This window comes from Bacillus sp. 105MF, from assembly GCF_000374885.1.
GTDB classification, from domain to species: domain Bacteria; phylum Bacillota; class Bacilli; order Bacillales; family Bacillaceae_G; genus Bacillus_A; species Bacillus_A pseudomycoides.
In genome coordinates, this window is the sequence record NZ_KB895575.1 from 86,000 (window position 1) to 100,924 (window position 14,925).

Annotated in this window: 15 protein-coding genes and 1 riboswitch; of the genes, 4 read left to right on the forward strand and 11 right to left on the reverse strand. The window is 32.6% G+C overall.

The genetic code is table 11. The annotated features are described in order from the left end of the window. Positions 1–353: 353 nt before the first annotated feature. Positions 354–1,148: an alpha/beta fold hydrolase gene (locus tag C564_RS0115870; protein WP_018765984.1), complete on the reverse strand. Its 795-nt coding sequence runs from the start codon at positions 1,146–1,148 to the stop codon at positions 354–356. Positions 1,149–1,835: 687 nt separating this feature from the next. On the opposite strand from C564_RS0115870, the gene C564_RS0115875 reads away from it, so the two are divergent. Further along, positions 1,836–2,147 (forward strand): hypothetical protein, encoded by a 312-nt coding sequence (locus tag C564_RS0115875; protein ID WP_018765985.1) that lies wholly within the window; start codon positions 1,836–1,838, stop codon positions 2,145–2,147. A 249-nt stretch (positions 2,148–2,396) separates the two neighbouring features. Here the strand turns inward: C564_RS0115875 and C564_RS34820 are convergent, their stop codons facing one another. From C564_RS34820 to C564_RS0115895, 4 genes are all read right to left on the reverse strand, one after another. Then, positions 2,397–2,495 carry a YjcZ family sporulation protein gene (locus tag C564_RS34820; RefSeq protein ID WP_018765986.1) on the reverse strand — a complete coding sequence of 33 codons (99 nt, stop codon included), beginning with the start codon at positions 2,493–2,495 and terminating at the stop codon, positions 2,397–2,399. 168 nt (positions 2,496–2,663) lie between these two features. Continuing rightward, entirely contained in the window at positions 2,664–3,491 is an 828-nt protein-coding gene (locus tag C564_RS0115885; RefSeq protein ID WP_018765987.1) for an energy-coupling factor transporter transmembrane component T family protein, read from the reverse strand. Then, a complete protein-coding gene (locus C564_RS0115890; protein WP_018765988.1) occupies positions 3,484–5,184 on the reverse strand; it encodes an ABC transporter ATP-binding protein in 1,701 nt (566 codons plus the stop codon). Before C564_RS0115890 ends, C564_RS0115885 begins: the two co-directional genes overlap by 8 nt. Positions 5,185–5,194: 10 nt before the next feature. Continuing rightward, the gene (locus C564_RS0115895) at positions 5,195–5,743 is read right to left on the reverse strand and encodes an ECF-type riboflavin transporter substrate-binding protein (protein WP_018765989.1); all 549 of its coding nucleotides are present in this window, start codon (positions 5,741–5,743) and stop codon (positions 5,195–5,197) included. Positions 5,744–5,889: 146 nt separating this feature from the next. Further along, positions 5,890–6,007, reverse strand: a riboswitch (SAM riboswitch). Between the two features lie 157 nt (positions 6,008–6,164). Between C564_RS0115895 and C564_RS0115900 the strand changes: the two genes are divergently transcribed. Further along, positions 6,165–6,845, forward strand: a complete 681-nt coding sequence (locus C564_RS0115900) for an aspartate/glutamate racemase family protein (RefSeq protein ID WP_018765990.1) — start codon at positions 6,165–6,167, stop codon at positions 6,843–6,845. A gap of 134 nt (positions 6,846–6,979) precedes the next feature. Here the strand turns inward: C564_RS0115900 and C564_RS0115905 are convergent, their stop codons facing one another. The 3 genes from C564_RS0115905 to C564_RS0115920 all read right to left on the reverse strand — a co-directional run bounded on the left by C564_RS0115905 (position 6,980) and on the right by C564_RS0115920 (position 11,506). After that, on the reverse strand, positions 6,980–8,761 hold the full coding sequence (locus C564_RS0115905) for a PAS domain-containing sensor histidine kinase (protein ID WP_018765991.1): 1,782 nt from the start codon (positions 8,759–8,761) through the stop codon (positions 6,980–6,982). Between the two features lie 331 nt (positions 8,762–9,092). Further along, positions 9,093–9,953, reverse strand: a complete 861-nt coding sequence (locus C564_RS0115915) for a Cof-type HAD-IIB family hydrolase (RefSeq protein WP_018765993.1) — start codon at positions 9,951–9,953, stop codon at positions 9,093–9,095. 341 nt (positions 9,954–10,294) lie between these two features. Beyond that, a complete protein-coding gene (locus tag C564_RS0115920; RefSeq protein WP_018765994.1) occupies positions 10,295–11,506 on the reverse strand; it encodes a cytochrome P450 in 1,212 nt (403 codons plus the stop codon). 138 nt (positions 11,507–11,644) lie between these two features. On the opposite strand from C564_RS0115920, the gene C564_RS0115925 reads away from it, so the two are divergent. Further along, complete coding sequence (locus tag C564_RS0115925; RefSeq protein WP_006094938.1) at positions 11,645–12,142, forward strand: PadR family transcriptional regulator; 498 nt, start codon at positions 11,645–11,647, stop codon at positions 12,140–12,142. A 96-nt stretch (positions 12,143–12,238) separates the two neighbouring features. On the opposite strand, the gene C564_RS34825 is transcribed toward C564_RS0115925, so the two are convergent. Further along, the gene (locus C564_RS34825) at positions 12,239–12,394 is read right to left on the reverse strand and encodes a DUF1540 domain-containing protein (protein ID WP_003204488.1); all 156 of its coding nucleotides are present in this window, start codon (positions 12,392–12,394) and stop codon (positions 12,239–12,241) included. A gap of 190 nt (positions 12,395–12,584) precedes the next feature. On the opposite strand from C564_RS34825, the gene C564_RS0115935 reads away from it, so the two are divergent. Next, a complete protein-coding gene (locus tag C564_RS0115935; RefSeq protein ID WP_003204490.1) occupies positions 12,585–12,932 on the forward strand; it encodes a hypothetical protein in 348 nt (115 codons plus the stop codon). Positions 12,933–13,023: 91 nt separating this feature from the next. On the opposite strand, the gene C564_RS0115940 is transcribed toward C564_RS0115935, so the two are convergent. Next, entirely contained in the window at positions 13,024–13,662 is a 639-nt protein-coding gene (locus C564_RS0115940; RefSeq protein WP_018765995.1) for a Vat family streptogramin A O-acetyltransferase, read from the reverse strand. Then, on the reverse strand, positions 13,652–14,923 hold the full coding sequence (locus C564_RS0115945; RefSeq protein WP_003204494.1) for an MFS transporter: 1,272 nt from the start codon (positions 14,921–14,923) through the stop codon (positions 13,652–13,654). Before C564_RS0115945 ends, C564_RS0115940 begins: the two co-directional genes overlap by 11 nt. Between the last annotated feature and the right edge of the window lie 2 nt (positions 14,924–14,925).

Below are 14,925 nucleotides of genomic sequence, written 5' to 3' on the forward strand. Positions count from 1 at the left end.
AATACAAAATAAGATATGCTTTTCATAAACCTTGGCTTAAATTATTTATATATGAACCCTCCTATAAAAGGTCCTGGCTATAGCTAACTTGAAGGTATTCCTTCTTTACTCCATTTTTTATTACTTAACATAGTTGTACCACTTCTCGTATATTTACTCATTAGGTTTTACATTCGCAAGACTCCATCCGCATCAATCACCGGTACGCAAAAATAATTCGAAATATTTAGGAGGGATAACTTGAGCGCTCACTACTCTTTCACATATCAATTATCAAACGGAGCATGATAGCTCCTTTCCCATTAAATATTTAGCACAATAAACGCATATAACTTCGAAATAAATATACTTTTTTATGGGTAAAGAAAAAGTCTCATCTCAGTATGAATAAAAGCAAACTGCTGAATCATTTCATTTAGGCATCTCGCTGCTTTTGTAGGAATTTGATGCTTTACGTTATCAATGAATTTTAATTCATTACATGGCAATTTTTCATGTAGTAATTTGGCATGACTATAAAATACTTTATCTTTCTTACCATACACCAACAAAACCGGAAGCTGAATATTTCTAAGCTGATTAGTACAATCATAATGCAAACTATAACAATAATACTGCCAGATATTTTTGGCATTCCCTTTTCGTGCCTCTTTAAACATCTTTCTGAACAATTTATGTGTATTTGAGTTGCTCCATGAAATAGACCATGCTAAAAATGAAACTGCCCCCGCTTTCGCAAGTTTCACGCCAAGTGAAATCTTATTCTTTAGATATCCATCCCTCACTTCTGACATTCCCCCGATTAGAATACCTCCTAACGATCTTTCAGCAAAGGCCAATAAAAATTCTAATGCGACAGAGCTTCCAGTCGAATATCCACATACAAATGCTTTCTTAATCTCTAAATGATCCAACAAACATCTAATGTCTTCAGCAATCAGTGGATAGGTTATCGGTTGTTTTGAATACTGACTCCTTCCGTGTCCTCTAATATCAAAAGCAATCACCTTAAAATTTTGGGATAATCCCTCTATTTGATACTCAAAATTTACACATGTAAGTACAGGAGGATGAATAAAAACAATAGGAACCCCTTTTCCCTTAACGATATAGTACAGACTACTACCATCTACATCCAACATTGGCATGTATGTAATCACCTCAACAATCTAAAATTATTCCCCACTCTTTTTCAAAAAAACAGTAGCTCTAAAAAATGATGCATACTAAAAATTGATTTTAGTACATGAGTATTTTCCTTTTGTCATTAATTTCTTTATAATTTGTTAGCTATAAGCTGTCGATATTATTCTGTTATACGTTCCTGATAACGTTGAAGCTGATTTTCGTTTAAAAAAAATGAATTTAGTCGCTCCTCAAGTTTTTCTTTTAATCTTTTCATTTATTTAGACAGAAAAACAGATGGTCTTTTTTTTGAATGTTATGCTATAAAATAACCTCTTACAGTACACTTGACGATGTGTCTTTTCACTCATTTCTGTTATTATGTGGCACTTCTTTTTTTCTATTCTGGCAACTATTTAGAATAAATTACGATGGATTTTCCTTATGAATCACACATAAAATTACAATAATTCTTTTTAATCCCATTTTTCAATATACTGCATCTCATTGATTAAATAAACATTATGTAAATGAATTTTAAATCCTTATTTATCTGTACATGTTTCCCTTTGTAATGAGTAAACTTAGGGTTTTTAGGAAAAAAGAATCAAGAAATGTTAGCATAAATTCCGATAAAATATTGCAACATAAATCATGTGAAATTGAACTTAGTGTTTCTTTTTCCTAATTATCTTTACAGGGGGTAAAAAATGAATACTCTTAACTTCTTGATGTCACTATTCAATTCTGGAAGAAGAACTCAGCAAATGTTTAGATTATTTAGAAATAGACGGAATAACAATAGAAGCTGGATTTGGTTTTCTTTACTAGGATTAGGAACAATTTTTAGTGTAGTAGCAACACGTAATTCAAATATGATGAAACCTATTCAACGTTTGTTCCAAGGTGTTCAAAATACAACAAAAACATTTATTCCATCCAAAGTAAATTTGGCAAATATAGAATTTGCCGATGAAATTACGCCTAACAGTCAAAAGAGACTAGGTAATCAAAACCAATAACTATCGTGAATAATAAAAACTCGTCTTTTAGTCACAAGTATTTACAATATTAAAAAATCATGTGAATTAAACGAATTTTCCGGAAATCAACCTTATTATTTCGGTGAAATTTCAACATAAAAAAAGGAGCATAGCAGCTCCTTTTTTTATGTTGAATCTCGTATTGATACTAAAAAAGTATCTTTAATGGTTTTTCTGATTACATGATTCTGTGACGAATGATTAAAAAGTTATATGTTTTTAATACCCTCAGCCCCAGCAGCTGCATCCAACAATAATTAATAAAATAAATAACACAACTAATAAAGCAAAACTTCCACCAAAACCACAAGAACCACCGAAACTCATATTCTCTCCTCCTTTTAGTATAAAACTAATGGATAATGAAATTGATCGTTTATTAACAGGTTCGTATTATACAGTATGTTTCTATGTCATTTTTGAGCATGTCTTGGATAAATTTAAAAAGACATTCCTCTGAGTGCCTAAATTTTATCCCAATAACATCCAGAAAACTTACAATGGATACCAAAACCCTTTGAAAATATTGAACTTTAGGTAAATGGCCAGTACTAAAATTATAATGCCGATAACGAGCCCTAGATAATCCTCTTGTTTTGCTTTTGTTGTAAAATACCATGTTCGCTTCTCTTTTTTTCCGAATCCTCGTAAGTCCATTGCATTTGAAACCGTATCAATTCGCTCTAAAGAATGAATAACAAGTGGCCAAAAGATGAGTACCCGATTTTTAATACGTTCCCAAAAATTCGTCTCTCCTCTTTCAAATGGTACACCTCTTGCTTCTTGAGCGTGCTTAATCAATTTGTATTCCGCTTGTATATTCGGTATGTAACGAAGCGCAATGTTTATTGCATAGGCAATCTTATATGGTAAGCCAATTTTATGCAGGCTGCTAGCGAACTCACTTGGATGTGTCGTGTATATGAAAATAAGTGTAAATGGTAATAACGTAAAATACTTTAATGAGAGCGTAAGAGCATAAAATAGTGTTTCAAATGTAATCGTAGCATATCCAATATGCAAGAATGCTGTACTTGTACCAGTTAACTCAGATCCATGAGTTGGTGTAATCAATAAAATCATCATTGAATTTAGCATACTAAATGTGAAAATAACACTAAATATAATTACAATTTTTTTTATAGGGATTTTAGCGATCACTATTCCTAAACAACCAATGAAAAACAAGCATAATAAAATACGAAAATCAAAAAATATAAACGTAAGAGTCATCCAAATTATAAATAACAACAATTTAATTGCGCCGTCCATACGATGAAAATATGTATGATTATCTATATAAAATAAATCTGATTTATTCATAATCCCCTCTCCTTTTTGCCTCCATATACATTTGTACAAAAACGTCTGGAAAAGGGACTTTACTCAAATTCGCTAAAGTTGTTAGCGAACTCTCCTGTAAATTAGCTTGTTGTAATACTTCGCTATTTGCTAATACGCTTGGAACAGTATCATTAGCAAGTATTTTCCCTTTATGAAGGACAACTGCACGGTCTGCATATTCTAAAGCTAGATTCATATCATGTGTAATAAAGATGAATGATATTCCTTGTGCCGCTAGTAGGCTTATACAAGACATAAATTGTTTATAATGAAAATAATCTTGTCCTGCTGTTGGCTCGTCTAATATGATAAGCTTCGGATTCCTTGTTAAAACCGATGCAATGGTAAGCCTCTTTTTTTGTCCGTAACTTAACGCTTGAATAGGCCAATTTCGGAATGGATATAATCCACAAATTCGCAATGCATCTTCTACGCGTTTATTTATTTCTGCGCTAGAAGTCTTCTTTAATTTTAATGAAAAAGCAACTTCATCCCAAACAGTAGATTGTGTAATCATGTGATTAGGATTTTGCATGACATAGGAGATCACTTCTCCACGCTTTCGAATAGACCATGAACTTATATTTTCATTATCAAGTACAATTCCCCCTTCCTTCGCTTTGTTCATTCCCGTTAATGTATGTGCAAATGTAGACTTACCTGCACCATTATGGCCTAATAATGCTACAATTTCTCCCTTTTGTAGAGAGAGTGTTATATCCCTTAATGTAAAATCTTTTTGCGAATATGAAAATGATATATTTTCTATTTCACATAAGATTTCTTTTTTTTGTTGTTCTTTAAACATAGTAGAATTTAACATCCATTGCATAATCGCTTTATTCACATTTTTATGATCTAAAGTTTCAATTGGATATAATTCTTCATCTAAAATATTCATTCTTATATTTTTTAATGCTTCAATATATACAGGTTCTCTTAACCCTATTTTTTGTAGCATGTTTGTTTGTAAAATTCTTTTTGGTGAATCAACCGCTACAATTTTTCCTTCTTCTATTAATATGATTTTATCAAGGTCTAATTTTAATATTTCTTCTATTCTATGCTCAATAATAACAACTGTTTTATTAAATTGTTGATGCACCTTTCGTATAAGTTCTACTGTTTTCAAACTACTCATGGGGTCTAAGTTTGCTAATGGCTCATCAAATAGTAATATGTCAGCTTCTGTTGTTAACAGTCCAGCAAGAGAAACAGTTTGTTTTTGACCACCAGATAATTCATGCGGGCTTCGTAGATGAAACGTATGCATCTGTACTTTCTGTAGTGAGTCCATAACAACAGCCTTCATTTTCTCCTGTTCTACACAATCGTTTTCTAAGGAGAATGCAACATCTTCTCCTACGGTTAGACCAATAAACTGAGAATCTTGATCTTGTAAAATAGTTCCTACATGCTTGCTTTGCTCAAAAATACTACCTTTTCGCGGATCCTTACCACATATTGAAATGTTCCCAGTACTTGATCCCTCATATGAAAAAGGGATAAGCCCATTTATACAATGGGCCAATGTTGATTTTCCTGATCCACTTCGACCGGCAATCAATACTTTTTCACCTGGATAAATACGGAATGTAACATCCTTTAAAGTAGGTTCTGTCACTTGTTTATATTGAAATGTAAATTGTTCAAAGGAAATAATCGGCTTCATTGTAATCTCCCTACTTTTCAATCTTCAAATGTGTATGTTTTTTATTTGCTTTCGCTAATCCCAGTGTGATTGGTAAACCAAGAATTAAGAATACAAGGATATCTGCAATCGTTGCACCGAATACTTGAATAACAATTTTATCCAAAGGTTCACCCATAACGATAATATCAAAAGCACCGGCAAATATGATTGCAATGACAATCCCGATTAAACCTGTTATAGCAAAATATGAAATATCTCGATTACGAAATGTTCCATTTTTCACACTGAAACTTGCTCGTTTTTGTACAAGTCCCATCGTAAATCCAATAATACCTGAGCTAAGTACCCATCCCCACCATATTCCCCATCCAGCGATGGTATCTGTCACTATATGACCGATAAGACCAATCAAAAGTCCTGCAATCGGCCCGAAAATCGCACCAAAAATTGTTAATATAGCCAAAGCAGGCTTTATAAATGTGTTTGGCGCAATTGAAAATCCCCATAGACCTAATACACCATATATTGCAGAACCGATTCCAATTGCTACGACTAATTTTGTAGATAATTTGTTCATATGAATTCCCCTTTCATTCTAGTTAGTTTATATTAGTCCTATATGTATAAGAAAATTAAATTATGCGTCCTCACTTCCTTTCTTCTCAATATCTCAATAAAAAATGACCCCTTTTATAAGAGGTCATTTTTTATTGAGATATGATCCTCTTATCTTTCAAAAGACAATATGTCTTTTGCGGAATTAGCACCTTCCTATTTGTATGAATAAATAGGGGTTGCTGAGGTTTCATAGGGCCGTTCCCTCCACCTCTCTGGATAAGTATTCGTTTGTAATTTGTATTATTGCATTAACGCAAGTTAATTTCAATATTTTTCTAACTATTTTTATTTTTCTTAAAACAATCAAATTAATCATTGTATTCTTATCGGAATTATGGAATAATTGACATAACAAAACATGTTAACGGGAGGAATTTGACATGAAAGTAATCGGATTAATTGGTGGATTAAGTTGGGAATCAACGTCTCTTTATTATAAACATATTAATACACTAACTCTATCTCAGTATAATCATAATGCAAAGCTTGTTCTATATAGCATGGATTTTGGCGAAGTGACAAATTTATTACAAAATCAACAATATGAGGAAGTGCAAAATCAACTCGTTCAAGTAGCAAAAAAAATAGAGTGTTCCGGTGCAGATTGTATACTTATGTGCTCAAATACAGTACATCAATTTGCGGAAGAAGTAGAACAAGCAATCTCTATCCCCCTTCTTCATATTGGTGATGTCAGTGCTGAAGAAATTGTTGAACATGATGTGAAACGGATTGGTTTACTTGGAACAAAACAAACAATGGAACAGGACTTTTATAAAACAAGACTAGCTAATTATGGTGTTGAAACAATTATTCCGAAAAAAGATGAACGAAATTTCATTCATCATGTCATTCTTCAAGAATTGAGTAAAGGGATTATTTCACAGCAATCTAAAGTACGTTTCTTACAAATCATTCAAAAACTTATTGAAAATGGTGCAGAAGGAATTTTATTAGGTTGTACAGAAATACCGTTACTTATTTCACAGAAAGACCTTTCTATTCCTGTATTTGATACTGCTTTTTTACATGCAAAAACTGCTGTACAATTCGCTGGATAATAGATAAACAACTGTATAATTTATAAGAACTCTTTAACTCTCAAAATAAATTAATATATAACAAAAGCTATCTTACAAATCATAAGATAGCTTTTTAACTCTATTATTATATGAACCGGAAAGTAATAATATTCTCATAAAGCCCCTGTTATAGGTAACATTGCTGCACAAGAAGTAACTTGCTCACTTTGAAACATTGGTAAATAGATTGTAACTGATGTTCCTATTCCTACCTTACTCATAATACTAATTCTTCCTTGATGACTTTCAATAATTTTATAACTGAGCATTAGTCCAATCCCAGTTCCTTTCTCTTTCGTACTATAAAAAGGTTCACCAAGTCTTTTAATTCTTTCTTCAGGAATTCCTACGCCCTTATCAACCATATTAATCATAACTTCTTCACGCTCTGATTTTTTTACATAAATAGAGATTTCCCCTCCATTTGGCATTGCTTCAATTGAGTTTTGTAAAATATTAATAAAAACTTGTTTTAATTGATTTTCACAACAATCTATCATTAGTTCTTTTGATTCTATATGGAGATTAATTTGAATATTTGTCATGATTGCCTTCGTGTTGATTAATGAAACGACATTTTTTAATATCGAGCAGAGGTTTTTCTTTTCAGTTGAAATGACATCAGTTTTTGCAATCGATAAAAACTCATGAAGTATAGCTTCAATTCTTTCGATTTCTGATAGCATAAGATCAAAATATTTATCTTGATCTTCTTGGTTAATTTGAAATAATTGAATAAACCCTTTAATCACTGTCAATGGATTTCGGACTTCATGGGCTACCCCTGCAGCTAACTGCCCAATTGCTGCAAGTGTATCTGATTTATTCAATAACTCCTCAGTCTTTTTCCGCTCGGTAATATCTCGAACGATTATCATAATCTTATCTTGTAAGAGTGGTAAACATCTAGCTTCAAAGAAACTAACACTTCCTTTAAGTGTTAACGGATACTCAACAATAACTGTCGATTCCTTTTGTTGTACTTGATGAATTGCTTCTTGAAATTGTTGTGCTACAGGTGATGGCAAGACTTCATAAAATTTCTTCCCCATAAAGGATTCTGCAGGTACGTAAAACTTAGCTGGTGAACCTGCTTTATAGTCTATAATTGTTCCATCAGCCTCAGTTAAGAAACACAAATCAGGTAATGCTTTAAAAATAAGCTCTAACTCAGAAGTTTGCTGTTTTAATTGCTCTTCAATTCCTTTTCGATGAGTAATATCAACTCCAACTGCCCAATAACTATAACCAGGTACTGGGAACTGCTCCGAAATATTTGACCACATGATTGTTTTTATTTCCCCATTTTTGCATGTTAAATTCATTTCCCAATCTCGAAAACTTTTTCCGCGAATCGAAAATTTCTTTTGAAGTTGTCTGCGATAACTTTCATCAGGATATAACAGTTCAAGTGCTTTGGGATTTCCAACGATTTCTTCTGCAGCATAGCCTGTTACGAGCTCGCATTCACGATTCCATAATATAAAATTCCCATTTTTATCAAGAGCATCGACCATAATGGGCATATTTTGTAAGATTGTATGTAGCTGTTCTTCTTTTTGAGAAAGTAAATGTATATTTTTTGTTTGGTTTTGAAGTTTATTCATTGCACCATCTACAATGAGATTTGAAAGCATTTCGAAGTATTTATAACAAGTACGGATATCATTTTTAATTGCACAAACAATAAATGATCCAAGGTGTTGCTCATGTAAAAAGATAGGGATTTCAATTTTTGTAAGTTGTATATTTTCTTCTTGATTCATACCAAATGAAAAAATACATTCCATATTTTGATCAAGAAGTTGATGTGAAATGGTTGTTAATTTATAAAATTGTTCTGCCATGGTTTCTATTGTGTTCACATCAATGAGTTCCAATAGCCGCGCATTCATTCTCTTTCCACCTCTATATGTAAATTTAATACCAATTTTTACTCACGCCTCTCCATTATACGAATAATGTTCTTATAGGTATATAGCAAGAGCATAATTATTCAAATAAATTTTATTTTTCAATTAAAAATTATTTGAAATGATATATAATCTTATTAATATAAATATGTAACGATCTAAATATTCACAAAATATTCACAAATCATTTGAAAATCATATACAATTCTTCCAATATATTCTATATAATAAAATGCAATAAGGTATTCTATGAATCTCATAGAATACCTTACCCCTAATAAAAAATAAAAAAGAATCCTTGATGGATTCTTTTTTATTTTTTTACCATGACATATTGATAAAGAGCATGTGCAACTCCATGTTCTTCATTCGATAATGTTTCATAGTGACAAATTCGTTTAATTTCGTCCACTGCATTTCCCATTGCGATAGATATATGTGCCTTTTCCATCATAGAAATGTCATTTAGCCCATCACCTATTGCAACAGTATTTTCCACCGGAATATTAAGATGTTCTGCTAAAGTATATAAACCATTCCCCTTTTGAGCGTCACAATGATTAATCTCTAAATTATGCCAATACGAAGCAGTAATTGCTAGCTCTGTATTATGTTGAAAATGCATTTTTAATTTTTGTAATTTCTCTTCATTATAGGAGAATGGTAAAAGCTTATGCACATAAATCTCTTCTTCTAATATCGATTTACAACTTTCTGTGATATGAAATGCTGTATGTTCAAGATACAATGCTGCGATGACTTCAAGCTCTTGCTGATCAATATCTTTATTTGACCTTTTTATCCATTCTATTTCATGATTCACACTTTCTTCACCATATGCCGGAACGTATACACCTCGATCTGTATACAGTTGATAATACATCCGATTTTGTTCAAGATATTCAACAATTTCAAAGGCATGTGTATTTTGAATAGGGTATCTTTTCATCATTTTTTGATCCACATAAATAAGAGCACCGTTTTCTGCAATAATAGGACATTGTAAATCAGCTTCCAGTAGTAAACGTTCAATATCTACGAGAGAACGTCCTGTACAAATCGCTACTACATGCCCCTGCTCCTGGCATTTTTGAATAGCTTCTGCATTTTCTTTACTAATCATTTTATTTCTTGAAAGAAGAGTTCCATCTAAATCGATTGTAATTAGTTTCATTGTTCCGTCACCACTTTCTATAAATAAACATGCTTGTATAAAGTGAAACTTAAATCAGTGGAGCCCACTAATTATTCGTCTTCACTAATCGAGATTTTACAGGCAGTTGATTTCTCCATTTCCTTCCACTGAGATTAAAGGTGGATGGCTTCCTATTCACAAATAGCGGGATAAATACACAAATTAGGTATCGTTTCCATATTCACTTTGTCAAACACAACTTAGTTATAATTTATGAAAAGCGTTTCAGGTCAAGAAATATTTTTTAGTTTGTTAAAAAAACATATTAAAAAAATGAAAACCCCTACTTAGAATAGGGGTTTTCATTTTTTTAATATGCTTCATTTCTTTAAAAGGATAGGAAACCGCTTTAACGTTTGTTCATTCTCTAATATACAGTTCTCTAAATGAAAGGATGGTGAAAGTTCTAGCTTTTTAAAATTCCTAATAAACGTAGTTAATGCAACTTCAGCTTCTAAACGAGCAAGTGGTGCGCCTAAACAAAAGTGAGGCCCTTTGCCAAATGTTAAATGTTTTTCATTTCCAGGTCGATGTAAATCAAAGCAATCTGCTTGTGAAAATTTATTTTCATCTAAATTGGCAGCGCTTATCCACGTAACAATCATTTGTCCTTTTTTCATTTTCGGTCCAAATATTGTTGTATCTTCCGTTATAGTACGGGCTAATGTAACAGGGAAACGATAACGTAGTACCTCTTCTATCGCTTTAGGAATCAGCTCTGGACTTTCGCTTAATTCTTTGTATACCTTAGGTGCATCTACTAAAAAGCAATAAAAGCTATTAATAATAAGGTTTGTAGTGGTTTCATTCCCTGCGGCTAAAAGTCCTAATGAAAATGTCACAATTTCCTCATCAGTCAATCTTTCTCCCTCATACTCCGCTCTGATCAGGTCTGAAATAATATCTTCTTTCAAATGGTATCGTTTCTCTTGAACAATCGGGAGAAGATAAGATTTAAATTCATGTAAAGCAACTTCTTTCTGCTTATCTAAATCGCTAAACTTCTCTTTACTATATGGCATAAACAAAATATCTGACCACATCTTAATTTTTTTCCTATCTGTTGTTGGAACACCTAATAAATCAGAAATAACGGTTACAGGTAGAATTGCAGCAAACTGCTCTACAATATCAATTTCATCATAATTATTCATATCTTTCACAAGTTCATTTGCAATTGCTTGTATCTGTGGCTTCCACTGCTGAAGACTTCTTGGGGTAAATGCCTTTGAAACAATTGAGCGAACATTTCGATGCTCTGGAGGATCAGAAGAGTTTAAATTTACTCTTGTGTCTAAAGGCGGAACGGAAAATTGACGACGATCTCTTCTGCTTGAAAATAGGCGATAATCAGATAAAACACGGTTCACATCATTATATAAAAAAACATTCCATACATCCTGCTCCGCATCATAATAGACCGGATGATTTTCCCTCATATGCTTATACCACTCATAAGGGTTCCACAGCTCTTCTTTTGTTTTGAGCTTTGAAATTTCATGAACCAAAATTACATTTTCAGGCGAATTCATAGTTCTTTCCTCCCTTTTCTTTTAAAATAAAGTAATAGGTAGGCAGTTCAAAGATGTATAGACTAACATATGTTATTTTAACATATATACAGGGGATATTTACGGATATAAACTTGAGAAAAAATTAGGAGGATACATATGTATGTTGATATTTTACTACTCGCAGAATTAACTTCTGGACCAAAGTATGGTTATGAAATAAAGAAAAACATTCAAAATCGTCTTGGAGAAAATTTTGAATTGAATCATAACATGCTCTATCCTGCCCTTCGGCGTTTTGAAGATATGGGAGCAATTACAAAAAAGATTCATCAACAAATAGGTAAACCAAACCGTAACATTTACGCATTAACTCCTACAGGTGAAGAAATCTTTTATGAAATGATGCGAGAGTTTCCAGAGAAACTAGCTGCTAATGATACTGAATTTCTTGTGCGTGTTGCACTGTTTGAGAAACTGGATTACGAAGCTCGAAAAGAAGTTTTAACGACTCGTCAAAATGTGCTATACAAACAATTAGCCTCCATTCGATCTTTAGCTGAGACATCACTTTTTATTTCTGAGGTCATACAGTATGGTAAATCACGTATTGAACATGAGCTAGCTTGGATTACTTCTCTTATGAAAAAAATATAAAAATGACAAAAAAGCAAATATAGTGAATGAAAATGAAATTTATTATCAATAATATAATTAATAAAAGGGCAACCCGGTGCGGTTACCCTTTATCGTTTAAGCTTCAGGAATAAATGTTTTGCAATCCGTTTCTTCTGTTGTAGATGCTTGGTTACCTTTATGACTTACTACATAAATTGCATCTGCATTACATTTGTTTCCGTTACCCCAATATTTGCAGTTGTTTACTTCGCATAAAACATCTTGTGCCATAAGTATCACACCTCCTTATTCTTTTATCATTAACAAATTTGAGAGGTATGATACTTCTATTTTTTTCTTTGTATTGATACTACGCTTGCTAATTATCATGAAAAATTGGACAAGAAAAACATTTCCCTCAAATTTTTTCTCTATTATATAATTAACTTATTATTTAAGAAATGATAAAGGAGATTGTATAATGAAAGATCCGTGGAACCCTACAACACAAGAAATTATTGAATGGGCTTATACAGAACATGCTGTTTTCCCTGAGCAAGACTGGGACTTATCGATATGCGATAATACAGCAGAAATTATACTGAGTATTGCAAGTGATACAAATTGTCCCAATCAAACTTTTTTTCTTCACTGTTTATATCTATTAGTTGGAGATGCTATTCGAACTCGCGGAAATACATATAATATAGAATCTCTTCAAAACATCTTACAAAGTGCAACAAATTCAACGAATTCAGATATTTTTAAATGGGTTGAACGCTCCCGAACTCTTCTAGCTAAGCCAGAAACATTTTGTTACGACTTATGATGTGACGGTGGTTTTGTTTATAAAATTGATAAAGCGAATGAAAAAAAGAGGACTCATCTTTCGTAATGGAGCCCTCCTTTTTTCATATTTTTCACACTGAAGCGTCTGCTAATTTTTTCAACGCTTCCATATTCCCACTTACAATTACATCAATATTTTTAGAAATAATCTTAATGTCCAAGTCCCACCACTTTATTTCTAACAATTCATTTATTACATCATTTGAAAATCTCTTTTTTATCTCAGTAGCAGGATTACCACCAACAATTGTATATGGTGGGACGTCTTTTGTTATAACCGCTTTAGCAGCAATAATTGCTCCGTCCCCTATCTTCACTCCGGGCATAATCGTCGCATCCATACCAATCCATACATCATTTCCGATAACCGTATCTCCTTTAAACGGTAAATCAGAAAGTGTAGGTGTGAATTTCTCCCAGCCATGACCGAAAATATTAAATGGATACGCTGAAAATCCATCCATTTTATGGTTTGCGCCATTCATAATACATGTAACTCCAGGTGCTACGCAGCAGAATTTTCCCATAACCAATCGGTCTCCAAAAAATTCATAATGGTATAGCACTTGATCTTCGAATGTTTCTTCATTTTTTGAATCATAATAAGAATAATCTCCAACAATAATATTTGGTTTTGTTATTGTATTTTTAATGAAATGAACACTCTTATTTCCTTCAATCGGATATTGCACATTTGGATTAGGATTCATGCTGGACAGCACCACCTTCATTTGAAGTTCCTACTACTGGTTTCAAATTATATATTGGCAAAATAAATAATGAACCAATAATAAATAGTAATGCTGTTCCTTCATACATTGTGCTAAGTGAAAATACTTCTTTTAATGAACCGGCAATACTCATCGTTAATACCATCGAACCCGTAAATAAAGGACTTAAAATCCCATTTACTCGTCCGATAAAGTCTGTATCCGAGTTTTGAATAATAAGCGTATTTATTCCAATTTGGATACAAGGAAGTGCTAGACCGCTGAAAAACTGAGCAATGAGTGTAATCCATAAATTTGTAGAAAATCCGATGATACCAATGCCAACGGCCTGTGCAAACATGCCTAAAATTAACATCTTTTGCGGAGCAACATTTTTGGCAAATACCATCGCTAAAGCTCCTCCAATAATCATTCCAGCTCCATTTACAGTGAGTAGCCATTGTAAACTTTCTTTTGATAAATCTAATTGTTCAGTTACGATAAAAATACCTAGTGGCTGAATCAGACCAATCCCTAATCCTGCTGCCATAAAACAAATTCCGAGTAATGTTAGTGTCTTCTTTGCCTTTACATATTTAATTCCATCCACCATCTCTTGCAATAAGCTAACTTTTTTCTTTTCTTCTTGTTCTTCAATATCTCTTGGAAGAAATAGCAAGACTAAAGCCGCAAATAAAAAAGCAATACCTGTCACAATAATAGAAGTGTAAATTCCGAAGGCTTGAAATATAAACGTGCCAAGTATAGGACCTAATACCATGAAAATCGCAAAAATGGTTTGATATAATGACATAGCCAACTGTACTTCTTCTGTAGATAGATGTTGTTTAAATAATTTCATACCTGAAGGCTGTGAAAATTGCGAAAGAATTGCAGAGATAAGTGTAACAAAAAATACAACTTTCCACGTACCAAACATAAGTGTAAACAATACTGCAAATACTGATAACGAACTTAAGGCTTCACACCAAATCATCGTCCTTTTTGGCTTCCACCTATCTGCAAACGTTCCTCCTATAAATGAAAAGATAAAAATCGGCGCAAATTCAGCAACTGAAATCATTGAAATGGCAAACGCATCACCATTGGTCATTTCCATTACATACAGCAGTACCGCAAAGTTTCGGATCCAAATTCCTATCTGGAGAAATAATGCTGAAGCAATAATTGCTTGCACAAATCGATTTTTTAGTACTACAGATATATTACTTTTTTGTTTAGCTTCTATATTCATAGACATAA